Source organism: Nocardioides sp. PD653-B2 (genome assembly GCF_002117935.1).
Taxonomy (GTDB): Bacteria; Actinomycetota; Actinomycetes; order Propionibacteriales; family Nocardioidaceae; genus Nocardioides.
In genome coordinates, this window is sequence record NZ_BDJE01000034.1 from 1 (window position 1) to 23,783 (window position 23,783).

Here is a 23,783-nt window from a genome sequence, read left to right on the forward strand (position 1 = left end):
ATCGCGGTGATCGTCCACCGCCGCCGGCGCAGGTAGGCGATCTCCTCCCGATCAGCGATGCTCAGCCGGCGACCGTGAGAGCTGCTCGACACCGGTAGGGGTTCGCGGACCGCGTGGGCAGGGATCACACCCCCAGATGCTGCGAACCAGCGGTACCCCGTGGCACGCGACACGCCGACCGCGAACGCAGCCACCTCGATCGACGCGCCACCAGCCACCCGAGACCAAAACGCCTCCCGAACCTGACCAGCGACCCTCGGACGAACCATCGCCAACACCTGCCTTCAACTACAGGCGTTGCACTCAACCCTGAACCGAAGGCGCGCCTTCCTCAACCACCGGGGGGCACCGGTGGTTGAGGAGGGCCCGCTCGGGGCCCGCACTCGTTGCCCGGTGAGCCGAGAGTCGGCCTGGTGTGGGCGGGTCGGCTGCGGGGGTTTCGAGACAGGCGCTGCGCGCCTTCCTCAACCAGCGGGGGCGACAGGACTTCGTCCTTCCTCAACCACCGGGTGCGGGTTCTCAGCCTGGAGGACAGATGTTCGGCACCTCAGGCGGAGGCGGCGACCCGGCGGCAGTTCCTAGCGTTCAGAGCATGACGATCCTTCTCTCGGATCCGCGGGTCAGCGCGGTGCGGGTGCGTGACAACGGCGAACCACTGGTGCGGTTCGGGAGCGCCCTGGTGCGAGCCGGACTGGCGAACCGACTGGACGCGGCACGAGCCGGCCTCCCGCCGGGCATCCGGCTGCGCGTGGTCGAGGGCCACCGCAGCGTCGAGGCGCAGCGCGCGATCATCGCGTCGTACTCCGCGGAGCTCCGGTCCGCGCGGCCCGGCATCGACGACGCCGAGCTGCACCGGCTGGCCAGCCGGTACGTCGCCCCGGTCGAGGTCGCGCCGCACGTCGCGGGCGCCGCGGTCGACGTGACCCTCGTGGACGTGTGCGGCGGGGAGCTCGACCTGGGCACGGCCGTCGACGCGACGCCGGAGCAGAGCGACGGTCGCTGCTACTTCGCCGCCGCCGGCATCGGCGCCGATGCCCGCGCCCACCGCGACCTGCTCGCCCAGGTGCTGACCGGTCAGGGGTTCGTGAACTACCCGACCGAGTGGTGGCACTGGAGCTTCGGCGACCGCTACTGGGCGCTCACGACCGGTGCCGACCACGCGCTCTACGGGCCGGTCGCGGCCGCGGTGGCGGCATGACCGGCCTCGCGGTCGCCACCCGCGAGGCAGCCGGGAGCGGACCCCGTCTCGACATCGACCTGGCGGCGGTCGCCGACAACACCCGTCTCTTCGCGCGCCGTGCGTCCGGCGAGCTGATGGCGGTCGTCAAGGCCGACGGGTTCGGGCACGGCGCGGCCGACGTGGCGCGTACGGCGCTCGCGCACGGCGCCACCTGGCTCGGCGTGACGAGCGTCGACGAGGCGCTGTCGCTGCGCGCGGCCGGCCTGCGGGCGCCACTGCTGAGCTGGCTCAACCCGGTCGATGCCGACGTCGACGCCGCGATCGGGGCCGGCGTCGACCTCGCCGTGCCGGGCATCGACCACCTCGAGGCCGTGGGCCGGGCGCCCGGGGTCGCCCGCGTCCATCTGCACGTCGACGCCGGCATGGCCCGCGACGGCGCCGCACCCGCGGCCTGGGGACACCTGTGCCGCGCCGCGCGCCGCCTCGAGCTGCGCGGCGAGGTGGAGGTGGTCGGCGTGATGGGCCACCTCGGCTGTGCCGACGACCCGGCCGACGGTTGCAACGCCACCGGCCGGACCCGGTTCGCGTGGGCCCTCGAGACCGCCCGGGCGAGCGGCCTGCGCCCGACCCACCGCCACCTCGCGGCCACGTCGGCGACGCTCACCGACCCGCGCACCCACCACACCATGAGCCGGGTCGGCGCGGGCCTGGTGGGCATCGACCCGTCCGGCACCACCCGGCTGCGGCCCGCGATGACCCTCACGGCGCCGATCGTCGGCGTCCGCCGGGTCCGGGCCGGCACCTCCGTCGGCTACGGCCACACCCACCGCACCGACCGTGCCACCGACCTCGCGCTGGTGCCGCTCGGCTACGCCGACGGCCTACCGCGCCAGGCCTCCGGCCGCGCCGAGGTCCTGGTCCGCGGCCGGCGGCGCCCGGTGGTCGGCCGGATCTCGATGGACCAGGTCGTCGTCGACCTCGGCGAGACCACCGTGTCCGCGGGCGAGACGGTCACGGTCTTCGGGCCGGGCGACGCCGGCGAGCCGACCGTGGCCGAGTGGGCAGCGTGGGCCGGCACCATCGAGCACGAGATCGTCACCGGGATCGGGCCGCGGGTCCGGCGCCGCACCCTGACCGTGGCGCACCTCCGGAGCCTGGCGTGAGGACCCGCGTGGCCGTCGTCGGCGGCGGGCAGAACTGCGAGCACGAGGTCTCCCTCGCGTCCGCCGCCTCGGTCGCTGCCGCGCTCGACCCGGCGACGTACGACGTGGTCCGCCTGACCATCGGGTCCGACGGCACCTGGCGGGACCGAGGCGGGCGGCCGATCGGGCTGTCCGGTGCGGCCTGCCTGCTGCGCAGCTGCGACGTCGTCTTCCCGGTGGTCCACGGGCCGCGGGGCGAGGACGGCGCCCTGGCCGCGCTCAGCGAGCTGGCCGGACTGCCGTACGTCGGCTCCGGCATCGGCGCCGGCGCGATCGCGATGGACAAGTGGGTGACGAAGCTGGTGGCGAACGCCCTCGGCATCGCGACCGCCCCCGGCCAGCTCGTGACCGCCGCGAGCGCACCCACGCTGGTGTGGACGCGACCGGTCGTCGTGAAGCCGGTCGCGGCCGGCTCCAGCCAGGGGGTCGGCCTGGCCCGCACGGCCGCCGAGCTGGGCCCCGCGCTCGAGGCCGCGCTGGCCCTCGACTCCCGGGCGCTGGTCGAGGACGTCATGGTCGGCCGCGAGATCGACGTGGCGGTGCTGCGCCGAGCCGACGGGTCGACGTACGTGGCCCCGCCCCTCGAGATCGTGGTCGACGGGCTCTTCGACTTCGAGGCGAAGTACGGCGGCGGTGCCGACTTCCGGATCCCGGCCGAGCTCGACGACGTCGGCGCCAAGGCCCTGGAGGACGCCGCCGTGGCGATGTTCGACACCCTCGGCTGCGCCGGCGTCGCCCGGGTCGACTTCTTCCTGACCGCCGACGGGCCGGTGCTCAACGAGGTCAACACCACGCCGGGGATGACCGAGCAGTCCCAGGTGCCCAGAATGTTCGCCGCAGGCGGGCTCGCCTACCCGCACCTGCTCGACGAGCTGGTCCGCGGCGCCCACCGGTGACCCGACGGATCGACGGGATCGACCTGCTCCGCGGGATCGCGGTCGGGCTGGTGATGCTCCGCCACGCCCTCCCCCAGCCGTTCGCGGGCGCCGGTGTGGTCGGCGTCGTCATGTTCTTCGCGCTCTCCGGCTACCTGATCACCGGCCTGCTCCTCGACGAGCTCGAGCGCACCGGCCGCGTCGACCTGCGTCGCTTCTACGTACGGCGCGCCCGCCGGCTCGTCCCGGCGCTGCTGGTGATGGTCGCCGGTGTCGTGCTGGTGACGCTGCTGCTGGATCCGCTCGGTGACCGGGACCAGCTCGTGAAGACCGTCGCCGTGGCGCTCACCTGGACCGCGGACCTGCCGTTCGGGCACGCCAGCGACGCGACGTTCCACCTCTGGACGCTCGCGATGGAGGAGCAGTTCTACCTGGTCTGGCCGACCGTGCTGGTGCTCGCCTTCGCCCGGCACCGGGTCGGCACCGCGCTGGCCGGGACCGCCGCCGCCTGCCTGGTCGCGTGCCTCGCGACGGTGCTGTGGCTGCGCGCCGACCCGGACCTCGCGTACTCCCTGCCGACCTCGTGGGCCATCTGCTTCGTGGTGGGCGCGGCCGCCCGGGTGCACCGCGACCGGCTGCGCCCGCCGTCCTGGGCGACTCCCCTCGCCCTGGCGGGACTCGCGGTGCTCAGCGTGGTTCCATTGCGAGGTCACGCGCTCACCTACCTGGCAGGAGGCCCGGTCATCGCCGTCCTCACCGCGGCCGTGCTGCTGGCCTGGCGCACCTGGACCGAGGCCACGCAGCCGGCACAGCGCGCGCTGGTCCGGCTCGGGACGGTCTCCTACGCGGCGTACCTGTGGAACTACCCGCTGACGCTCTGGCTGCGCCCGTACCCCCTGCTCGCGGTCGCCCTCACGCTCGCGGCCGCGGCGCTCAGCTGGAGGTACGTCGAGGCGCCGCTCCAGCGCCGCAGAAGGGTGGTGGCGGCATGACCGCCTGGCAGAAGTGGCTCCCGGACTCCGGCGTCGCGGCCCTCGTGCTCGTCGTCGGGCTCTTCGAGGTGTCGACCATCGACACCTACCCGCCCGACACGGCAACCCCGATGGTGATGCTGGTGATCGGCATCGCGGTCACCGTCGGCCTCTGCCGCCACCTCCCCGGCATCGCGCTCGTGATGGTGTGGGTCATCTGCGGGCTCCAGGTGGCGAGCGGCACCCAGTTGCTCATGGTCGAGCTCGCCCTGGGAGCCGTCGCCTTCGGCACGGCGCGCTGGGGCAACCTGCTCACCGTCGTTGCGGGTGGCTTGTCCATCCCGGCGGCGGCCGTCATCGCGGTGGTGTGGATCGACCCGTCCGTCTTGTCCGCCCCGCTCGACACCGCCGGATTCCAGTCCCTGGTCGAGACCACGTCACGGTTCAGCGACCGCTGGCAGATCAGCGCCGCCCTGCTCGGCATGTCCGTGCTCGGGGTGCCGTGGCTGGCCGGTCTCACCCTCCGCTTCTCCGCGCGGGCGTCCGAGTCTCACGTCTCCCAGGTCGCGGCCGAGGCCGAGCGCGACCAGGCCGAGGAGATCGCCCGCCTCCGGGAGGACCAGGCCCGGCTCGCCCGCGACGTGCACGACGTGGTCGGCCACTCGCTCGCGGTGATCCTCGCCCAGGCCGAGTCGGCGCAGTACCTCGAGGACGCCGACACCGGGGCCCTGAAGCAGACGATGACCACCATCGCCACCACGGCTCGCACCTCGCTGCAGGACGTCCGCCAGGTCCTCAGCAGCACCAACGGGGTCGCCCCGCCGGTGAACCGGCACGGCAGCCTCGACAGCCTCGTCGACGGTGTCCGCGCCTCGGGCCACGAGGTCGTCGCGACCGAGGTCGGCACCCAGCAGCCGCTGCCGCCCGAGCTCGAGGTCGTGGCCTTCCGGGTGCTCCAGGAGATGCTGACCAACGCGATCAAGCACGGGCAGCGCGGCACCCCCATCCTGGTCGAGCGGCACTGGGAGGGCGAGCTGCGGATCGAGGTCCGCAACGTCATCGACACCACCGCGCAGGAGACCCAGCCGCTGGTGATGGCCGACCCGGTCCCCGAGCACGCCGGTCAGGGTCTCGACGGGATGCGGCGCCGGCTCGAGGCGGTGGGTGGCCGGCTCGACGTACGCCGGCGCGCGGAGGCGGGCGGGCCGACGTTCACGGCCACGGCGTGGGTCCCGGTGCGGGCGTGACGACGATCCGCGTGCTGCTGGTCGACGACCAGGAGCTGTTCCGCGAGGGCGTGCGCGTCATCGTCGACGCCCAGGAGGGCATGGAGGTCGTCGGCGCGGCCGCCGACGGGCTCGAGGCGATCCGGCTGGTCGACGAGCTGGGGCCCGACGTGGTGCTGATGGACATCCGGATGCCGGAGATGGACGGCGTCGAGGCGACCCGCCAGATCTTCCTGCCCGACCGCGCCGCCCGCCGCGAGCACCCGGTGCGGGTGATCGTGCTGACGACGTTCAACCTCGACGACCGGGCCGCGACCGCGATCCGGTACGGCGCCAGCGGGTTCCTGCTCAAGGACACGACGCCGACGATGCTGCGCGACGCGATCCGCACCGTGCACGCCGGCAACGCGGTGCTCGCGCCGCAGGACCTCTCGACGCTGCTGGACGGGCAGTTCCGCTCCCGGACGCCCGTGCCGACGGCGTACCAGGGCCTCACCGACAAGGAGCGCGAGGTCTTCTCGGCGGTCGCCCGGGGTCTCTCCAACACCGAGATCGCGGCCCAGGTCTTCACCAGCGAGTCGACCGTGAAGACCCACGTCGGCGCGATCCTGCGCAAGCTCGGCCTGCGTGACCGCGTGCAGATCGTGGTCTTCGCCCACGAGCACGGGCTGGCCGGTTAGGTGCGGTGCGGCTAGAAGCCGAGGCGCCTCGGGGAGGCGTCGTTGCGGACCGCCGCGCCCTTCTCCTGCGCCGAGGTCTTGAGCTCCGCCTGGAAGGCCGTCATCCTCTCCTGCAGCGCGGGGTCCGATGCGCCGAGGATGCGCACGGCGAGGAGGCCGGCGTTGCGGGCCCCACCGACGGCGACCGTCGCGACCGGGACCCCGGCGGGCATCTGCACGATCGAGAGCAGCGAGTCCATGCCGTCGAGGTACTTGAGCGGCACCGGGACACCGATGACCGGCAGCGGGGTGACGGACGCGAGCATGCCCGGCAGGTGGGCCGCTCCCCCGGCGCCGGCGATGATCACCGCGAGCCCGCGCGAGGCGGCCGAGCGGCCGTACTCGAGCATCTCCTCCGGCATCCGGTGCGCCGAGACCACGTCGGCCTCGAACGCGATGTCGAACTCGGCGAGCGCCTCCGAGGCGGCCTTCATCACCGGCCAGTCGGAGTCGGACCCCATCACGATGCCAACACGAACGGACATGTCACTCACTCTCGTTTCCCAGGTCGCCGCGGAACCAGGCGGCGGCGTGCCGCGCCCGCTCGAGGCAGTCGTCGAGGTCGTCGCCGTACGCGTTGACGTGGCCGACCTTGCGGCCGGGCCGCAGCTCCTTGCCGTAGAGGTGCACCCGCAGCAGCGGGTCGCGCGCCAACGCGTGCGGGAAGCCGTCGTAGAGCCGCCCGACCGACGGGTTGTCGCCCCCGAGGATGTTGACCATCACCGTCCAGCGGGCCCGCGGAGCAGGCGAGCCGAGCGGGAGGTCCATGACCGCGCGCAGGTGGTTCTCGAACTGCGAGGTGACCGCGCCGTCCTGGGTCCAGTGCCCGGTGTTGTGCGGCCGCATCGCCAGCTCGTTGACGAGGATCCGACCGTCGGTGGTCTCGAAGAGCTCGACCGCGAGGATCCCCGTGACGTCCAGCGCCCCGGCGATCCGGAGCGCGATCTCCTGCGCCTGGCCCGCCAGCTCGGGCGCCAGGTCCGGCGCGGGCGCGACGACCTCCCGGCAGATGCCGTCGGTCTGGGTCGAGGCGACGACGGGGTACGCCGCGGCCTGGCCGCTGGGCGACCGGGCGACCAGCGCGGAGAGCTCGCGGCGGAAGTCGACGAGCTCCTCGGCGAGCAGCCGGACCCCGGACGACCCGGCGACCTCGAACGCCTCGGCGCAGTCGTCGACAGACCGGACGAACCAGACGCCCTTGCCGTCGTACCCGCCCCGGGTCGTCTTGACGACGCACGGGAAGCCGAAGGCCTCGACGTCGGCGACCGAGGCCACGATCGCGTTGCGTGGGCACGGCACCCCGAGCTCCGCCAGCCGCTCTCGCATCACGCCCTTGTCCTGGGCGTGCACCAGCGCCTCCGGCCCGGGACGTACGGCGATCCCGTCGTCGGCCAGCGCATGGAGGTGCTCGGTCGGGACGTGCTCGTGGTCGAAGGTGACGACCGGGCAGCCCTCGGTCACCTTCCGCAAGGTGTCGAGGTCGCGGTAGTCACCGACGAGCTGGTCGGGGATGACCTGGGCCGCGGAGATCCCGTCGGCCTCGGCCAGCAGCCGGAGGGGCAGACCCAGGGCGTTGGCGGGCTCGGCCATCATCCGGGCCAGCTGTCCGCCGCCGATGATCGCCAGGGTCGGGGCGAGGTCAGGCACGGCGTCAGCCTAGAGCCCGCGCTACGAGGTCTGGTCCTCGGTCTCGAAGCGGAGCCCGTGGCCGCGGATGGTGGTGATCAGCCGCGGGTGCCGGCTGTCGTCGCCGAGCTTGCGGCGCACCCAGCCGAGGTGCACGTCGATGGTCTTCGACGAGGTCCAGAACGTCGTCTGCCACACGTCGCGCATCAGCTCGTCGCGACTGACGATGTCGCCGGCCCGGCACATGAGCGCGTACACGAGCTCGAACTCCTTGTGCGAGAGCACGATCTCCTCCGACCCACGCCACGTGCGACGGGTGTCGGGATCGAGCCGGACGTCCTGCACCTCGATCATCACTCCACCGTAGGAAGGCGACCGGGTCCGGCGCGGGCGAATCCGCGCAATTTTTACTTTGCGCGAGCGGTCCTCAGCTCCGGCGCACGGCGACCGGCTCCACGATCCCGAAGCCGCGCACCGGCCGGGCCGGCAGCGGCCGGGTCTCGAACTGGTCGGCGGGCAGCCGGGCGGCCGTCGCCGCGTCGATGATGATCCGGTTGCGGCGGGCGACGGCGGTCAGCCGGGCGGCCAGGTTGACCGGCGGGCCGAAGACGTCGCCGAGGCGCATCACCACGGCGCCGCTGGCCAGGCCGAGCCGGATGTCGGGCATCCGGGAGTCGCGGCCGATCACGTTGATGATGCCCTCGGCGGTGTCGTAGGCGCGCTCCGGATCGTCGTTCACGAACAGCACCGAGTCACCGATGCTCTTGATCACCCGGCCGCGCTGGGCGGCGACCACGTCGGCACACCGCGACTCGAACAGCTCGACCATGTCGCCGATCCGCTCCTCGCTCATCCGGTTGGAGAGCGCCGTGAAGCCCACGATGTCGGCGAAGCCGACGGTGAGCTGGACGGTGTTGACGTCCTCGTCGTTGGCACGCAGGGCCTCGACCCGGGCCACTGCCGCGGCGAGGTGGCGCCGCCAGGCGTAGGTCAGCAGCTCCTCGAAGGGCTGCTGGATCTCGTCGATGAGCCGCATCGCCGAGCCCAGCCGGCTGCCGGTCGCCTCGTCGCCCGCCTCGAGCTCCTCCACCCGGTGGACGAGCGTGGCGACCTCCCAGTCGGCGAGCCGGGCCATCGTCTGGCCGACTGCGCGGGTCAGGTTCACCGCCATGTCGAAGTCGATCAGCCCCGAGCGGACGATGTCGACCACCGTGGTCAGCGCGCCGGCGTCCGCGTCGGTGAACGCCGTCTCCAGGCCGTGCTCCGGGAACCCGAGCGCGCGCCACAGCCGCCGCGCCTCCTCGACGGTCACGCCCGTCTGGGCGGCGACGTCGTGGGCGTTGAACACCAGGGACTCGCCGAGGATCGCCCTCTCGAGGTCCTCCGGGCCGGGGACGGGAGCCGGGCCCGGGCTGGCGCCGGGGTCAGGTTCCGTCATGTCCCGACGACGTGTCGTGGATCCCCTGCAGCAGCTGGTTGACCTGCCGCTGGACCTCTTCGACCTGCGGGATGTCGTGCAGCTTGACCGTGCCGTGGGTGCTCGCGTCGGAGATGAGCAGCGTCCCGCAGCCGAGCAGGCGGTCGATCGGCCCGAACTCGTAGGCGATGTCGCTGATCCGGGCCAGCGGCATGTCGTGGCCGCGGCGCACGATGACACCGCTGCGGGTGATCAGCCGGCGGTCGGTGAAGGTGTACGTCGCGGTCGCCCAGATGACGAACGGCCGGACCACGAACCAGATGATGCCGACCGCGACCGCCACCCAGACGACCTTCGAGAGGAGGTCGTGGTCGACCTGGGTCTGGACCCAGGTGCCGACCGCGAGGAGCAGCACCAGCATGAAGATCGGGAGGATCAGCGCCTTGACGTGAGTGCGGGTGTCGACGATGACGGTCTCACCCTCGTTGAGCAGCTTGCGCGAGATGGCCACAGCCGAAGCATGTCACTGATCGAGCGCGCGCACGTGGACCACGTCGCCCGCGCCGACGACCGCCTCTCCGGCCGGTCCGGACACGATCAGGCGCCCGCCGGGGTCCACCCCGGTCGCCCGGCCGGTCAGGACGTCGCCACCGGGCAGGTCCACCCGGACGTCGCGGCCGACGGTCACACACGCGACGGCGTACGACGAGCGCAGGCGGGCCGTCGCCGCGTCGCCGCCGGCCTGCCAGGCGTCGTACGCCTCCCGCAGTGCCCGCAGCAGGGTCACCAGGACCACGGTGCGGTCCGGGTCCGTGCCGGACTCGATCGCCAGCGAGGTGGCGGTCGGGACCGGGAGCTCCTCGACGGTGAGCCCCGTGTTCAACCCGACCCCGACCACGGCGGCGGGGCCGTCCGGCGTCTCGATCCGCTCCACCAGGATCCCGGCGAGCTTGCGGTCGGCGATCAGCACGTCGTTCGGCCACTTCACGCCGGCGTCGTACCCGAGGCCCCGCAGCGCCTTGGTCACGGCGTAGCCGGTGAGCAGCGGCAGCCAGGGCCAGCTCGCCAGCGGGACCCGCGGCCGGAGCAGCATCGAGAAGATCACGGCCGAGCGCGGCGGCGACTCCCACGTGCGGTCCAGCCGGCCCCGGCCGGCGGTCTGGTGCTCCGCGACGACCACCAGGCCCTCGGGCGCCCCGGCCCGCGCGCGGTCGGCAGCCACCGCGTTGGTCGAGGTCGCGGTCTCCAGGACCTCGACGACGAGATCAGGGGCCAGCGCCGCGAGCGGGGTCGGGTCGAGTGATGGGCGTCGCACCGGGTGGGAGGTCACGGGCACTACATTGACCCACGGTCCCACCACAGTGCCACCGACCTGGGGCCAGCGAGGAGCCAGACAGATGAGTGCGCAGCCCGGCGAGGGAACCGACGTCCCCGCGGACATCGACCTCCACACGACGGCGGGGAAGCTCGCGGACCTCGACCGGCGCCTCGACGAGGCCGTCCACGCGGGTTCGGCGAAGGCGGTCGAGAAGCAGCACGCGAAGGGCCGCAAGACCGCCCGGGAGCGCATCGAGATGCTGTTCGACGAGGGTTCGTTCGTCGAGCTCGACGAGCTCGCCCGGCACCGCTCGGTCGCGTTCGGGCTCGAGAAGAACCGCCCGTACGGCGACGGCGTGATCACCGGTTACGGCACCATCGACGGCCGCCAGGTCTGCGTCTTCTCCCAGGACTTCACGGTCTTCGGCGGGTCGCTGGGCGAGGTCTACGGCGAGAAGATCACCAAGGTGATGGACCTCGCCATGAAGACCGGCTGCCCGATCATCGGCATCAACGAGGGCGCCGGCGCCCGCATCCAGGAGGGTGTGGTCTCGCTCGGCCTGTACGGCGAGATCTTCCGCCGCAACGTGCACGCGTCGGGCGTGATCCCCCAGATCAGCATGATCATGGGCAACTGCGCCGGCGGCCACGTCTACTCCCCCGCGGTCACCGACTTCACGGTCATGGTCGACCAGACCTCCGCGATGTTCATCACCGGTCCCGACGTGATCAAGACCGTCACCGGCGAGGACGTCACGATGGAGGACCTCGGCGGCGCGCGCACGCACAACACCAAGTCCGGCAACGCCCACTACATGGGCTCGGACGAGGAGGACGCGATCGAGTACGTCAAGGCGCTGCTGTCCTACCTGCCGCAGAACAACCTCGACGGGGCGCCGGCGTACGACGAGGTCGCGGACACCGACTTCAGTGACCTCGACCGGTCCCTGGACACGATCATCCCGGACTCGCCGAACCAGCCCTACGACATGCACGACGTGATCACGGCGGTGACCGACGACGAGGAGTTCCTCGAGGTCCAGGAGCTGTTCGCGCCCAACATCATCGTCGGCTTCGGCCGGGTCGAGGGCCACCCCGTGGGCGTCGTCGCGAACCAGCCGATGCAGTTCGCCGGCACCCTCGACATCGACGCCTCCGAGAAGGCCGCCCGCTTCGTGCGCTTCTGCGACGCGTTCAACATCCCGGTGCTGACCTTCGTCGACGTCCCCGGCTTCCTGCCCGGCACCGACCAGGAGTGGAACGGCATCATCCGCCGCGGCGCCAAGCTCATCTACGCCTACGCCGAGGCGACCGTCCCGCTGGTCACGATCATCACCCGCAAGGCCTACGGCGGCGCGTACGACGTCATGGGCTCCAAGCACCTCGGCGCCGACATCAACCTCGCCTGGCCGACCGCGCAGATCGCGGTGATGGGCGCGCAGGGCGCGGCCAACATCGTGCACCGCAAGACCCTGGCCAAGGTCGAGAAGGACGGCGGTGACGTCGAGGCCAAGCGGGCCGAGCTGATCGAGGACTACGAGACCACGCTCGCCAACCCCTACATCGCGGCCGAGCGCGGCTACGTCGACGCCGTCATCTCACCCCACGAGACCCGCGTCGAGATCGTCCGCGCGCTGCGGCTCCTGCGGTCGAAGCGAGAGACCCTGCCCGCGAAGAAGCACGGCAACATCCCCCTCTGAGAAGCTCGAAGCCCGAGGGAAGTGCGCCGAGTCGGCGCCAGTTTCCCGGAGGAGCGCAGCGGAGGCAGGGAAACTGGCGCCGACTCGGCGCCCCCGGACGGCGAGAAGTGAGGCAAGCGGTGACCGAAGACCTGGACAACAGCACCGACAGCGCGACGGGAGCCGCGCCCGAGGCCGACCGGCGACCCGTCCTGCGCATCGTCAACGCGGACGCCACCCCGGAGGAGATCGCGGCGATCGTGGCCGTGCTCGGCGCCCTGCAGAGCACGCCCGCGCCGCCGCCTCGCCGGAGGCCGGAATGGTCCGCTCACCACCGCAAGGTGCGCACGACGCACCCGCACGGCCCCGGGGGCTGGCGCTCCAGCGCCTTGCCGAGCTGACGTCGATCCACCCTACCGGGCAGTACTGACCACTACGCTGGTCAGAACTGAGCGAAACTTTCGGGTTTTCGGTGTGGCGTCTTGAGGTGCCGTCCCCAGACTGAACTGTCAGAGGAACCGGCGGCACTGTGGGACTCGGGTGTTGCATCGCTACGGGAGACAAGCGTGAACGCGAACGACATGGGAGCGACCAGCGGTCCTCAGCTGAGCCACGCAGGAGCAGAGGACCCGTACGTGCGCACCGCAGACCCCCAACTCGTCGCCTACGAGGACACCTTTCGCGACGAGATCGACGCGATCCCGACCTACCGGCCCACGGTCGGCTGCATCATCCCGGCCTACAACGAGGCCGAGACGATCGCCGGCGTCCTCGACTCGCTGCTCCAGCAGACGCGGCTGCCCGACGTCATCCACCTGATCGTCAACAACACGTCCGACGACTCGGTCGAGATCGCCAGCCACTACGCCGGCCCGCACACCCGGGTCACGCCGCTGGGCGAGCAGAGCACGATCATCTACGTCCACGACATCGGCAAGAACCCCGACAAGAAGGTCGGCGCCCTCAACTACGGCTACTCCCTGGTCGAGCACATGGACTACCTGCTCGGCGTCGACGGCGACACGACACCGGAGCCCGACGCGGTCGAGAACCTGGTCAACGAGATCGCCAGCGACGACCGGATCGGCGGTATCTCCGCGATCTACTCCATCGACGACTCGGCCCTCGACAAGCCGATGGCGAAGTTCCTGATCGCCGGCCAGCGCGCCCAGTTCTCGGCGTTCAACATGCAGAACCTCCTCAAGGGCCGCAACATGGCGGTCCTCGGCGGCCAGTTCTCGATCTTCTCGACCCAGGCGCTGCGAGACGTCCTGCGCGACAGCCACCAGCGCACGCCGTGGGTCAACGACAGCGAGGTCGAGGACTCCCTGCTCTCGCTGCAGATCAAGAGCGCGGGCTACCTCACCAAGATCAGCGCCCGGGCCCGCGCGCACGTCGGCGGCATGGACACGCTCCGCTCGCTCGACGCGCAGCAGGTGAAGTGGAACTTCGGCGCCATCGACCTGATGTGGCCCGGCCAGCGCGGTGACACCAAGGGCCAGCCGTTCCACCCCAACCTGCGGTTGCGGTGGTTCGAGCACATGTCGATGGTCATCAACATCACCACCCGCTTCCTGTTCATCCTGCTGCTCGCCGGCTCGCTGAACATCCACGCCTTCGTCTTCAGCCCGTGGTGGCTGATCCCGCCGCTCGCCGCGGTGTGGCTGAACTTCCGGGTCGCGCGGTCGATGGAGTTCGCCAACCGGCGCGACTACCTCTTCGCCCTGCTGATCTTCCCGGCAGAGATCTACATGGTCATCCGGATGGGGCACTTCGTCCGCGCGTGGCTGAAGTTCTTCAGCCGCCAGCAGACCGACAACTGGGCAGCGCAGGCCAAGGCCGAGCGCGGCAAGGGTGTCGCCTGGACGTACCCCTTCCTCGGGGCGCTCCTCATCCTCGTCATCGCCGGTGCCGTCTGGGTCCAGCTCCCGATCGGCCTGCGGTCCGACATCCTCGCGGTCTGCTGGCCGATCCTCGGCGTCATCACCGTCCTCCAGACCGCCTGGATGACGATCAAGGCCATGAAGCGCTACCGCGGCTTCAAGGCCTGACCCTTCATGACCCCACGCACCGACCACCCGCAGGAGACCCCCATGACCCGACCCGTTCGCGCCCGCCTCGTGCCGGCCGTGGCGAGCCTGGCCCTCGTGCTCGCCGCCCTCACCGGGTGCTCGGCGCTCGACAGCCTGACCGGGTCCGACGACCCCTCCACCGCACCGTCGGCCTCCCCGACCGCGACGGAGACGCCGTACGACTCCCAGTTCACCCGCGACGGCACGTTCCAGTCGCACATCGACGTCAACGGCGTGGACTTCGTCTACACGCTCTACCCGACCAAGTCGACGCCGCGCACCAACGAGTGGTACCCGAAGGGCAACAAGTTCTTCTCCTTCACCTTCCAGGCCTACGACCTCGACCGCGAGCTGCGCGACCCGTTCTCGACCAAGCGCAAGGTCTACCTCTCCCACATGACGGTCACGTCGGAGACGAAGACCGACAGCGGCAAGAGCCGGTCGCCGTACAAGCTCGACGTGGTCGCCAAGGACCACACCTTCGACCCCGAGCCGGTGACGACGAAGTACGGCATGATCATCACCTCCCCGAAGGGCGCCTTCGAGCTGCGCAACCAGAAGATCGGCCCGATGCCGAAGGACACCACCGGCGTCGACCTGACCTTCACGGCGACCGTCTGGATCCAGAAGAGCCCGGGCTCGACCAGCTACTACAAGCGCGAGATCAAGCAGCGCGTGCCGATCGCCATCTTCGCCTCGAAGAAGCCCACCGAGGTCGCGTCGATCCCGGTCGACGCCAACTGATGAGCTGCCCTGGTCTGAGCTTGCGAAGACCAGGACGCAGCAGCCAGGTCGAGTAGCGCCGCGGCCGAGCCTGCGAGGCCGCGACGCGCGTATCGAGACCCGGCGAGACGAGAAGCAGCGTCGTGCGGGCCGAGGCACAGGCCGTAGGTCAGGTCACCGGGTCTCGATACGCTCGCTGGCGCTCGCTACTCGACCACCGGAGGATGCCGGCGCTCGCTACTCGACCACCGAAGGATGCCGCGCTCGCTACTCGACCACCGGAGGATGCCGGCGCTCGCTGCTCGACCACCGAGCGGTGGCTAGGCCGCCTCGGCCAGCCGGTAGCCCACCCCGCGCACGGTCTCGATGAAGCGCGGTGTGGCCGCGTCGTCGCCGATCTTGCGGCGCAGGTTCGCGATGTGCACCTCGACCGAGCGCTTGTCCGCCTCGTTGACGAAGTACGACGTGACGTACTGCTGGCCGCGCATGGTCAGCACCAGGTCGGCCTTGCTGCGGACCCGGCGACCCGTCGTGAGCAGGGACGCCAGCAGGTCGAACTCGGTGCGGGTCAGGTCGACGCTGGCGCCGTTGACCGTGACCACCCGGGTCTCCTCGTTGAGGGCGAGGCCGTTGAACTGCAGCCAACCGGCCTGGTTGGCCGGCGCCCCGGGTCCGGGGGCGACCTGGTGCGGGGCAGGCGGCATCGGCTGCTGCGCGGGCACCGGCTGCTGGTAGGGCTGCTGGGGCGGCGCCTCGTAGGGCTGCTGGGGCGGCGCCTGGTACGGCTGCTGCTGCGCCGGGGGCAGCTGGGACTGCTGGACGGGCGCCGGCGGCTGGTAGGGCTGCTGGTGGACGGGTGCGGGCTGCGGGGGCGGCGGCTGGTGCACCGGCTGCGGCAGGGACGAGTGCGCGGCCAGGTCGCGCGCCGCGGCGGCCGCCCACGACTCCTCGTGCGGCTCCACGGGCGGAGCGGCGGGCTCGGCCTCCTCGGCGGCCCAGCCTCCGGGGGTGTCCATGCGGGCCCGCGGGCGGCGCAGCATCGAGTCGGCGCGGGCGCGCAGCTCACGCGGCCGGAACGGCTTCACGAGGTAGTCGTCCGCACCGGCCTCGAAGCCCTGGACCACGTCGATCTCGTCGGCGAGCGCCGTGATCATGATCAGGTAGGTGCTGCTGAACTCGCGCAGGCGCTTCGCGACGGCGAACCCGTCCATCCCCGGCATGTTCACGTCGAGCGTCGTGATCAGCGGATCGTGGGCGCGCACGGCGTCGACACCGTCCGATCCGTTCTCCGTGACGATCGTACGGAAGCCGGACTGGGTCAAGACGATGTCGATCAAGTCGCGCACGTCGGGGTCGTCCTCGATGATGACGGCCACCCAGTCGCTGCCAGGTTGCATGGGCGGAATGCTAACAACGGCGAGGCCCAGGGCGGACGGGGACCGTCGAAAGCGTGCCGGTTGGCCCGGGAACCGGGCGAATTTCTCACCACCCGGACGCCGCGGCCAGCTCGAGGGCCCGCTCGGGCCAGAGCTCACCGGCGGCCGGACCGCCTCCGCACTGCCCGTCGCTCTCGGCCGGGGGCTTGATCCATGCGTAGGCGTCGAGGTGCTCGCCGTCGTTCGACACCGTCGGCTCGGTGCCGAACGCGCGACCCGACGGGTTGCACCAGTCGTCGGTCGATCCGAAGCCGTTGCGACCGGTGTCGACGATGTAGTGGGCGCCGCCCACGAGGTCGCTCAGCTTCTCGGCGTAGGCGATCTCGTCCTCGTTCGTCTGGTAGTTGGCGACGTTGGTCGCGAAGCCGCGCACGTCCTCGACGCCGACCTGCTCCAGGAGGTCGGCGAGCTCGGCCGGCTCGACCCAGTTCGAGTGGCCGCCGTCGACGTACGTCGTGACACCGCTCGCGCGGAACCGGTCGACGGCGTCCTTGATGAGCCGCACCCGCTCCGCGCTGCTGTCGCACTCCAGGGAGGCGGCGAGCGCGTCCGGCTCGACGACGACCGCGGCGTGCTCGCCGTGGGCGGCGGCGTCGGCGATCTCCTGCACCCAGGGGCCGTACTGGTCGGCGGGCAGCCCGCCGCCGGAGAACCCGCCGGTGCAGTCGCGGTCGGGGATGCCGTAGACGACGAAGGTCGGCACCTCGCCGGAGGCGTCGGCGGCGTCGACGACGCCCTGGACGAACGGACCGACCGCGCCGGCGGGGTACTGCTCGGGGGTCAGCCAGATCCCCTGCGGGATCGAGGCGAGTCGCTGGAGCACCCGCTCGGCGTCGGTGTCGCCGTCCGCCCTGGCCTTCGCTGCCGCCTCCGCGGTCCGGGAGTCCGGGTCGGCGTAGGCGTCGCGCCCGGCGTACGGATTCGCGGTCTGGGCCTGGGCGCTGCCACTGCCGGGGCTGTCCGGGTCGCCGCCGTCGCTGCCCGAGCAGGCTCCGAGGGCCAGGACACCGACCAGGGCAGCAGCGAGGAGCTGGAGGGGCCGTCGGTGCACGGCGCCATCATGCCCGAGTCGACGCGGCAATCCCCCGACCGCTCGCCGGAGCGAGACGGCCGGGGGCTTCGGCCCCGGTCAGTCCTGGGAGAGGTGCGCGCGACCGGGGGCGAAGAGTGCGGCGACCGCGGCGACCGCGACCGCGGCGGCGCCGGTGAGCAGCGCCGCGCCGATCGCGCCGTCGTACCCGATCGGCGTGAGCTCGCCGCCGTTGCCGAGGAAGACCGCGACCAGGACGGCGATGCCGAGGGCGACACCGAACTCCCGGATCGTGGAGTTCGCCGAGCTGGCGATCGCGAAGTCGTCGTCCGGCAGCCCGTCGAGCACCATCGAGGCGCCGGGCGCGAAGACCAGCCCCATGCCGACGCCGGCCATGATCAGCGGCGCCAGGAACGAGGAGTAGCCGGAGCCGTTCTCGGTGAGCGCGGCGAACCAGACCAGCGAGACGGTCTGGAGGACCAGCCCGGCGAGGAGCAGCGACCGGTAGCCGAGACGGCCCACCAGGGCACCGGCGACCGGGGCGACCACCATCGGCGCCGCGGTCCACGGCAGCGTGCGCACGCCGGCCTCGAGCGGGCTGTAGCCCTGCACGATCTGGAGGTACTGCGCGAGCAGGAAGACCGTGCCGAACATGCCGAGCGTGAACATCAAGAAGATGACGTTGGCGACCGTGAACTTGCGCTGGGAGAACAGCCGCAGCGGGAGCACGGCGTAGGAGCGGCCCCGCGCCCAGAGGAAGTACGCCGGCAGCAGCGCGCCCGCGAGCACGAGCGGGACCACCACCCGCGGGTTGCTCCAGCCGTCGTCGTTGCCGTGCACGATGCCCCAGATGCCGAGGAAGACGGCGCCGCCGAGCAGCAGCGTGCCCGCGACATCGAGCCGCTGCCACAGGCCGCGGGACTCGGGGATCGCCACCAGCAGGAGTGGGACGGCGACGAGCGCGACGGGCACGTTCAGCCAGAAGATGGCCTGCCAGCTCACGCCCTCGACGACGGCGCCGCCGATGACCGGTCCGAGGGCGACCCCGAGCCCGGAGACACCACCCCAGATGCCGATGGCGGCCGCCCGCATGGCCGGCGGCACCGCCGCGGCCAGCAGGGTGAGCGACAGCGGCATGATCGCCGCCGCGCCGAGGCCCTGAACGGCGCGGGCCGCGATCAGCGCCTCCGAGGTCGTGCTCAGCGCCGACGCGATCGAGGCGAGCGTGAAGAGGGTGACCCCGGCGAGCATCATCCGGCGCCGGCCGAGGCGGTCACCCAGGGTGGCCGCCGGGAGCATGAAGGTCGCGAACGTCAGCGTGTAGGCGTTCATGAACCAGGACAGCTGACCGACCGAGGCGTGCAGGTCGGCGTCGATCACCGGCAGCGCGCTGGTCATCACCAGGTTGTCGAGCGTCGCCATGAACATCGGGAGCGAGGCGGCGACGATCGCGAGCCAGACCGGCACGTGCCGCCGGGGGCGGGCCGCGACCGGCCCCGGGAGGGCGACCCGGGGTGCGTCGAGTGTTGACATGAGCGTCTCCATCGGAAGAAGGCATTGAATGATTACTTGCGTCACGACTGTAAGTAATCGACTGATACCATGTCAACCATGAACGTCGAGAAGGTCAGCCGGATGGCCGCCGAGGACCGCCGGGAGCTCGTGATCCAGGCAGCGACCCGGGCCTTCGCCCGGGGCGGCTACGCCGGCACCAGCACCGACGCCGTCGCCAAGGAGGCCGGCGTCTCCCAGCCGTACGTCGTCCGCATGTTCGGGACGAAGCTCGACCTCTTCCTCGAGGTGTTCCAACGCGCGGTCGGCCGGATCCGCGACGCCTTCGAGGCGGTGCTCGACGAGGGTCCGTTCGACCCGGACAGCGAGGACGACAAGGCGCGGATGGGGCTGGCCTACACCGAGCTCCTCGAGGACCACGACTTCCTCCAGGTGATGATGCACGGCTTCACGGCCGGAGGCGTCGACGAGATCGCCGCGGCCGCCCGGCAGTGCATGGGCGAGGTGTTCGCGACGATCAAGCGCACCGGGTGGGACGACGAGCGGGCCCGGGACTTCGTGGCCCACGGCATGCTGCTCAACGTGATGATCTCGATGCGCGCACCCGAGCACCTCGAGCCCGGCCACCCGCTCACGGCCCTGACGACCTGCGCGTTCGGGGACGCCCTCGAACTGCTTGAATCGCCTGCGTGACCACGCTCGTCCTCGCCTCCCAGTCCCCCGCCCGCCTGTCGACGCTCCGCAACGCCGGCATCGAGCCGGTCGTGATCGTGTCCGGCGTGGACGAGTCGCAGCTCGACGGGCTCCCGCCTGCGGAGCTCGCCCTGCAGCTCGCGGAGCTCAAGTGCGACGCGGTGGCGGGCCGCGACGGCGTACCCGAGGGCGCCCTGGTGCTCGGCTGCGACTCGGTGCTCGACCTCGACGGTGCGGCTCTCGGCAAGCCCGACGACGCCGAGGACGCCACCCGGCGCTGGCGCGCGATGCGCGGCCGGTCCGGCGTGCTCCACACCGGCCACAGCCTGCGCGACACCGCGAGCGGCCGCGTCGCCGCGGCGACGGCGTCGACGACGGTGCACTTCGCGGACGTCGGCGACGACGAGATCGCGGCGTACGTCGCGACCGGTGAGCCACTCGCCGTGGCCGGCGCGTTCACCGTCGACGGCCTCGGTGGCGCGTTCGTCACCGGGATCGAGGGCGACCACCACAACGTGGTCGGCGTGAGCCTGCCGCTGGTCAGGGACCTGGTTGCGGAGCTCGGCCACACGTGGACGGATCTGTGGGCCGCTCGCTGACGCGCTCGCCCGCCACGTCCGGCTGGTCGGGGTCCTCCGGGTCGACGACGTCGGCGAGGTCGTCGAGCGGCTCGATGTCCTGGAGCTCGCTCATCTCGAAGACCTGGAGCGGGTTGTGCATCAGGTCCGGCAGGTGCACCGGCCGGCGGAACACGTAGGTGCGGAACAGGTAGAACCGGGCGATCAGCCCGAGGAACAGACCGATCACGTTCGCCGACACATTGTCCGACCACGGGTCGTCCAGCCCGAGCACGTTGCGGCTGAGCCACAGGCACCCGATCGGGATCAGCATCGTCCCGAGGTTGATCGCGATGAACGCCGTCCGCCCACCGTCGGCGGCCGTCGGCGGGCGGTCCTTGAAGACCCACGTCCGGCTGCCGCGGTAGCTCACCACCATCCCGACGAGGTTGGCGATCACGTAGGCCAGGTAGGGCTCGTTGTCGAGCAGCGCCTTGTGCGTGGTGTTGAAGCCGTGGACCAGGAAGTTGAAGATCAGGAAGGCCACGATCGTGGCGACGCCGCCGACCGCGAGGAAGCGATAGGCCTCGGTGAAGACCCGACGCCCGCGGCTACCCATGCGAAAAGGCTAACCGCTCACCCCGTGAACAGGTCGGCGGCCTTGCGGAGCGTCTCCACCAGTCCGTAGGCGAGCGGGATCCCGACGAGGGACCAGGCGATCGCGATGCGGGCGGTCATACCGCACTCCTCTCCTTCTGCTCGGTCGTCTCGGGCTCGTGGAAGCGGGCGTCCACGGCCTTGATCAGCAGGTTGGCGACGAAGCCGACGGCGAGGACACCGACCATGGTGAAGAACGCCGGCCGGTAGGCGTCAGCGGTCAGCTCACCGGGGGTGCCCTGCGAGTCGAGGAAGCCGTTGACGATCAAGGGGCCGACCACCCCGGCCGCGGACCAGGCGATCAGCAGCCGGCCGTGGATGGCGCCCACCTCGAAGGTGCCGAACAGGTCGCGGAGGTACGCCGGGACGGTCGCGAACCCACCGCCGTAGAAGGAGATGATGACCGCGGCGAGGAGCACGAAGAACCCCATCGAGGTGGCGCCGGCCGTGGCGAGCAGGAAGTAGAGCACCATCCCGCCGCCCAGGTAGACCACGTAGACCGGCTTGCGGCCCACGAGGTCGGAGGTCGACGACCACGTGAACCGGCCGGCCATGTTGGCCAGCGACAGCAGGCCCACGAACCCGGCGGCGGCCGTGGCGCTCACCGACGAGGTGCCGCTGTCGTCGCGGAAGAAGTCCTGGATCATCGGGGACGCCTGCTCGAGGATGCCGATGCCGGCGGTGACGTTGCAGAAGAGCACGACCCACAGCAGCCAGAACTGCGGGGTCCTGATGGCGTTGGCCGCCGACACGCTCGCGGTGGTGACCAGCTTCTTCTCCGCGACCTGGGACGGATCCCAGCCCGCGGGCTGCCAGTCGGCCGCGGGCACCCGGATCGTGAACGCGCCGAACATCATGAACGCGAAGTAGACGATGCCGAGGGTGACGAACAGCATCGTGACCGCGTGGCCGCTGGCGACCGAGGCGGGATCCGCGGCGTCGTAGCCGCCGTCGTAGAGCGCCATCAGCCGCGCGCTCAGCGGGCTGGCGATCAGCGCACCACCACCGAAGCCCATGATCGCCATGCCGGTCGCGAGCCCGGGGCGGTCGGGGAACCACTTGATGAGCGTCGAGACCGGGGAGATGTAGCCGATACCGAGGCCGATGCCACCGATCACGCCGTACCCGAGGTAGACGAGCCACAGCTGGCCGACGCCGATCCCGAGCGCCGCCACGAGGAAGCCCGTGCCCCAGAAGCAGGCAGCGGTGAACATCGCCGCACGGGGGCCGTTGCGGTCGACCCAGGTGCCGCACACCGCGGCCGAGAGCCCGAGCATCACGATCGCGATCGAGAAGATCAGGCCGACGGCCGTGAGGCTGCTGTCGAAGCGCTCGACGAGCGCGGTCTTGTAGACGCTGGTCGCGTACGCCTGACCGATGCACAGATGGACGGCGAGCGCCGCCGGCGGGATCAGCCAGCGGCTGTAGCCGGGGCCGGCGACGATGCGGTCGCGGGCGAGGAACGACGGAACCACGGGGACACCTCCGAGTCAGGGTCGACCCCGGACCCGTACCCCGGCGTGGTCGTGGTCACACCTTCAATCACTCGACCGGCAGGCCGAGCCCCCGCGCGATCAGCATCCGCTGGACCTCGGAGGTGCCCTCGCCGATCTCGAGGACCTTCGCGTCGCGGTAGAACCGGGCGACGGGGTACTCCTCCATGAAGCCGTAGCCGCCGAACACCTGGGTCGCGATGCGGGTGGCGGTCACGGCGGACTCGGTGGCGTAGAGCTTGGCGACGGCCGCGGCCTGCTTGAAGTCCTTCACGGGCGCCTGGGCGTCCTTCATCGCGGCCGCACGGTAGGTCAGCAGCCGGCTCGCATGCAGCATCACCTCGAGGTCGGCGATCTGGAACGCGACGCCCTGCTTGCGGCCGATCGGGCCACCGAACGTCTGCCGGTCGCCGGCGTACTCGACGCTCATGTCGAGGCAGGCCTGGATGCAGCCCACCGCGAGCGCGGCGATCGCGACCCGGCCGTCGTCGAGCGTCGCGAGGAACTGGGCGTAGCCGCGGCCGCGCTCGCCGAGCAGGTTGGCCTCGGGCACGCGGACGTCCTCGAAGCTCAGCGGGTGCGTGTCGGACGCATGCCAGCCGAGCTTGTCGTACGCCTTCTCGGCGGTGAAGCCGGGCGTGCCGCTGGGCACGATGATCGTGCTGATCTCGGGTCTGCCGCCCTCGCGCTCGCCGGTGCGCGCGGTGACCGTCACCAGGCTGGTGATCTCGGACCCGGAGTTGGTGATGAACTGCTTGGCGCCGTTGACGACCCACTCGCCGTTCTCGACGACGGCCTTGGTCCTCGTCGCCCCCGCATCGGAGCCGGCACCCGGCTCGGTCAGGCCGAAGCCGGCCAGCCGCTCGCCGGAGACCAGGTCGGGCAGCCAGGTCGCGCGCTGCTCCTCGGTGCCGTAGGTGAGGATCGGGTTGATCCCGAGCCCGACCGCCGCCTCCAGCGTGATGCCCATCGACTGGTCGACGCGGCCGATCTCCTCGATCGCGACACACAGGCTCGTGAAGTCGCCGTCCGCACCGGCGCCGCCGTACTCCTCGGGAGCGGTCAGCCCGAACAGCCCGAGCGCCCCCATCGTGCGCACCACGTCGACCGGGAAGTGGTGGTCGCGGTCCCACTGCGCCGCGTGCGGAGCGATCTCCGCCTCGGCGAAGGCACGCACGGTGCGCCGGAACTCCTCGTGCTCGCGGGACAGCCCGGAGGCCGACTGAGTGCTCATGCCCGCACCCTAACCGCTTGGTTAGCGATTGTTAACCGGCTGGCGCCGTCGGTCGCCAGGCGGTGCCGAGCCTCGATTCATGACAAGCGTGAAAATTTTTCGCCCCAGCTCTTGCCAACAGGAACTTCTCCGGCTTGCATGCCACGGTCAAGCAGGGAGATCTC

General features: G+C 71.4%; 25 protein-coding genes. 12 read left to right on the top strand and 13 right to left on the bottom strand.

The window, feature by feature from the left end:
• Positions 1 to 592: 592 nt before the first annotated feature.
• From PD653B2_RS15055 to PD653B2_RS15080, 6 genes are read left to right on the top strand one after another with little or no spacing between them, the layout of a single operon-like run.
• On the top strand, positions 593 to 1,198 hold the full coding sequence (locus PD653B2_RS15055; RefSeq protein WP_085873207.1) for a M15 family metallopeptidase: 606 nt from the start codon (positions 593 to 595) through the stop codon (positions 1,196 to 1,198).
• Positions 1,195 to 2,343, top strand: a complete 1,149-nt coding sequence (alr, locus tag PD653B2_RS15060) for an alanine racemase (protein WP_085873208.1) — start codon at positions 1,195 to 1,197, stop codon at positions 2,341 to 2,343. The genes PD653B2_RS15055 and alr overlap by 4 nt, the downstream gene beginning before the upstream one ends.
• The gene (locus tag PD653B2_RS15065) at positions 2,340 to 3,278 is read left to right on the top strand and encodes a D-alanine--D-alanine ligase family protein (protein WP_085873209.1); all 939 of its coding nucleotides are present in this window, start codon (positions 2,340 to 2,342) and stop codon (positions 3,276 to 3,278) included. The genes alr and PD653B2_RS15065 overlap by 4 nt, the downstream gene beginning before the upstream one ends.
• A complete protein-coding gene (locus tag PD653B2_RS15070; RefSeq protein ID WP_085873210.1) occupies positions 3,275 to 4,249 on the top strand; it encodes an acyltransferase family protein in 975 nt (324 codons plus the stop codon). Before PD653B2_RS15065 ends, PD653B2_RS15070 begins: the two co-directional genes overlap by 4 nt.
• Positions 4,246 to 5,475, top strand: a complete 1,230-nt coding sequence (locus PD653B2_RS15075; RefSeq protein ID WP_085873211.1) for a sensor histidine kinase — start codon at positions 4,246 to 4,248, stop codon at positions 5,473 to 5,475. The genes PD653B2_RS15070 and PD653B2_RS15075 overlap by 4 nt, the downstream gene beginning before the upstream one ends.
• The gene (locus PD653B2_RS15080; RefSeq protein ID WP_085873277.1) at positions 5,472 to 6,134 is read left to right on the top strand and encodes a response regulator; all 663 of its coding nucleotides are present in this window, start codon (positions 5,472 to 5,474) and stop codon (positions 6,132 to 6,134) included. Before PD653B2_RS15075 ends, PD653B2_RS15080 begins: the two co-directional genes overlap by 4 nt.
• Positions 6,135 to 6,145: 11 nt before the next feature.
• On the opposite strand, the gene purE is transcribed toward PD653B2_RS15080, so the two are convergent.
• From purE to PD653B2_RS15110, 6 genes are all read right to left on the bottom strand, one after another.
• Positions 6,146 to 6,658 (bottom strand): 5-(carboxyamino)imidazole ribonucleotide mutase, encoded by a 513-nt coding sequence (purE, locus tag PD653B2_RS15085; RefSeq protein WP_085873212.1) that lies wholly within the window; start codon positions 6,656 to 6,658, stop codon positions 6,146 to 6,148.
• 1 nt (position 6,659) lies between these two features.
• Positions 6,660 to 7,820, bottom strand: a complete 1,161-nt coding sequence (locus PD653B2_RS15090; protein WP_085873213.1) for a 5-(carboxyamino)imidazole ribonucleotide synthase — start codon at positions 7,818 to 7,820, stop codon at positions 6,660 to 6,662.
• Positions 7,821 to 7,841: 21 nt separating this feature from the next.
• A complete protein-coding gene (locus tag PD653B2_RS15095) occupies positions 7,842 to 8,153 on the bottom strand; it encodes a winged helix-turn-helix domain-containing protein (RefSeq protein WP_085873214.1) in 312 nt (103 codons plus the stop codon).
• A 73-nt stretch (positions 8,154 to 8,226) separates the two neighbouring features.
• The gene (locus PD653B2_RS15100; protein ID WP_085873215.1) at positions 8,227 to 9,237 is read right to left on the bottom strand and encodes an adenylate/guanylate cyclase domain-containing protein; all 1,011 of its coding nucleotides are present in this window, start codon (positions 9,235 to 9,237) and stop codon (positions 8,227 to 8,229) included.
• The gene (locus PD653B2_RS15105) at positions 9,224 to 9,727 is read right to left on the bottom strand and encodes a PH domain-containing protein (RefSeq protein ID WP_085873216.1); all 504 of its coding nucleotides are present in this window, start codon (positions 9,725 to 9,727) and stop codon (positions 9,224 to 9,226) included. The genes PD653B2_RS15100 and PD653B2_RS15105 overlap by 14 nt, the downstream gene beginning before the upstream one ends.
• Before the next feature lie 12 nt (positions 9,728 to 9,739).
• Positions 9,740 to 10,546 (bottom strand): biotin--[acetyl-CoA-carboxylase] ligase, encoded by an 807-nt coding sequence (locus PD653B2_RS15110; protein ID WP_242665296.1) that lies wholly within the window; start codon positions 10,544 to 10,546, stop codon positions 9,740 to 9,742.
• Between the two features lie 67 nt (positions 10,547 to 10,613).
• Between PD653B2_RS15110 and PD653B2_RS15115 the strand changes: the two genes are divergently transcribed.
• The 4 genes from PD653B2_RS15115 (at position 10,614) to PD653B2_RS15130 (ending at position 15,028) form a co-directional block, all read left to right on the top strand.
• Positions 10,614 to 12,233, top strand: coding sequence for an acyl-CoA carboxylase subunit beta (locus PD653B2_RS15115; protein ID WP_085873278.1), 1,620 nt, complete (start codon positions 10,614 to 10,616; stop codon positions 12,231 to 12,233).
• A gap of 119 nt (positions 12,234 to 12,352) precedes the next feature.
• A complete protein-coding gene (locus tag PD653B2_RS15120) occupies positions 12,353 to 12,613 on the top strand; it encodes an acyl-CoA carboxylase subunit epsilon (protein ID WP_207559226.1) in 261 nt (86 codons plus the stop codon).
• Between the two features lie 234 nt (positions 12,614 to 12,847).
• The gene (locus tag PD653B2_RS15125; protein WP_242665297.1) at positions 12,848 to 14,263 is read left to right on the top strand and encodes a glycosyltransferase family 2 protein; all 1,416 of its coding nucleotides are present in this window, start codon (positions 12,848 to 12,850) and stop codon (positions 14,261 to 14,263) included.
• Positions 14,264 to 14,305: 42 nt separating this feature from the next.
• Positions 14,306 to 15,028: a hypothetical protein gene (locus PD653B2_RS15130; RefSeq protein WP_085873219.1), complete on the top strand. Its 723-nt coding sequence runs from the start codon at positions 14,306 to 14,308 to the stop codon at positions 15,026 to 15,028.
• A 299-nt stretch (positions 15,029 to 15,327) separates the two neighbouring features.
• Here PD653B2_RS15130 and PD653B2_RS15135 read toward each other — a convergent pair whose 3' ends face one another.
• From PD653B2_RS15135 to PD653B2_RS15145, 3 genes are all read right to left on the bottom strand, one after another.
• Positions 15,328 to 16,404, bottom strand: a complete 1,077-nt coding sequence (locus PD653B2_RS15135; protein WP_085873280.1) for a response regulator transcription factor — start codon at positions 16,402 to 16,404, stop codon at positions 15,328 to 15,330.
• Positions 16,405 to 16,489: 85 nt separating this feature from the next.
• The gene (locus PD653B2_RS15140) at positions 16,490 to 17,494 is read right to left on the bottom strand and encodes a glycoside hydrolase family 6 protein (RefSeq protein WP_207559227.1); all 1,005 of its coding nucleotides are present in this window, start codon (positions 17,492 to 17,494) and stop codon (positions 16,490 to 16,492) included.
• Positions 17,495 to 17,572: 78 nt separating this feature from the next.
• Positions 17,573 to 19,006 (bottom strand): MFS transporter, encoded by a 1,434-nt coding sequence (locus PD653B2_RS15145; protein WP_085873221.1) that lies wholly within the window; start codon positions 19,004 to 19,006, stop codon positions 17,573 to 17,575.
• A gap of 78 nt (positions 19,007 to 19,084) precedes the next feature.
• Between PD653B2_RS15145 and PD653B2_RS15150 the strand changes: the two genes are divergently transcribed.
• Both PD653B2_RS15150 and PD653B2_RS15155 read left to right on the top strand, forming a co-directional pair.
• On the top strand, positions 19,085 to 19,678 hold the full coding sequence (locus tag PD653B2_RS15150; protein ID WP_085873222.1) for a TetR/AcrR family transcriptional regulator: 594 nt from the start codon (positions 19,085 to 19,087) through the stop codon (positions 19,676 to 19,678).
• Positions 19,675 to 20,277, top strand: a complete 603-nt coding sequence (locus PD653B2_RS15155; RefSeq protein ID WP_085873223.1) for a Maf family protein — start codon at positions 19,675 to 19,677, stop codon at positions 20,275 to 20,277. Before PD653B2_RS15150 ends, PD653B2_RS15155 begins: the two co-directional genes overlap by 4 nt.
• On the opposite strand, the gene PD653B2_RS15160 is transcribed toward PD653B2_RS15155, so the two are convergent.
• The 4 genes from PD653B2_RS15160 to PD653B2_RS15170 form a co-directional block, all read right to left on the bottom strand.
• Complete coding sequence (locus PD653B2_RS15160) at positions 20,219 to 20,854, bottom strand: GtrA family protein (RefSeq protein ID WP_085873224.1); 636 nt, start codon at positions 20,852 to 20,854, stop codon at positions 20,219 to 20,221. The two genes, PD653B2_RS15155 and PD653B2_RS15160, sit on opposite strands and share 59 nt — an antisense overlap.
• Before the next feature lie 17 nt (positions 20,855 to 20,871).
• Positions 20,872 to 20,973 carry an MFS transporter small subunit gene (locus PD653B2_RS26070; RefSeq protein WP_414689168.1) on the bottom strand — a complete coding sequence of 34 codons (102 nt, stop codon included), beginning with the start codon at positions 20,971 to 20,973 and terminating at the stop codon, positions 20,872 to 20,874.
• Positions 20,970 to 22,367, bottom strand: a complete 1,398-nt coding sequence (locus tag PD653B2_RS15165) for an OFA family MFS transporter (protein WP_085873225.1) — start codon at positions 22,365 to 22,367, stop codon at positions 20,970 to 20,972. Before PD653B2_RS15165 ends, PD653B2_RS26070 begins: the two co-directional genes overlap by 4 nt.
• Before the next feature lie 67 nt (positions 22,368 to 22,434).
• Positions 22,435 to 23,619 carry an acyl-CoA dehydrogenase family protein gene (locus tag PD653B2_RS15170; RefSeq protein WP_085873226.1) on the bottom strand — a complete coding sequence of 395 codons (1,185 nt, stop codon included), beginning with the start codon at positions 23,617 to 23,619 and terminating at the stop codon, positions 22,435 to 22,437.
• Positions 23,620 to 23,783 lie beyond the last annotated feature (164 nt).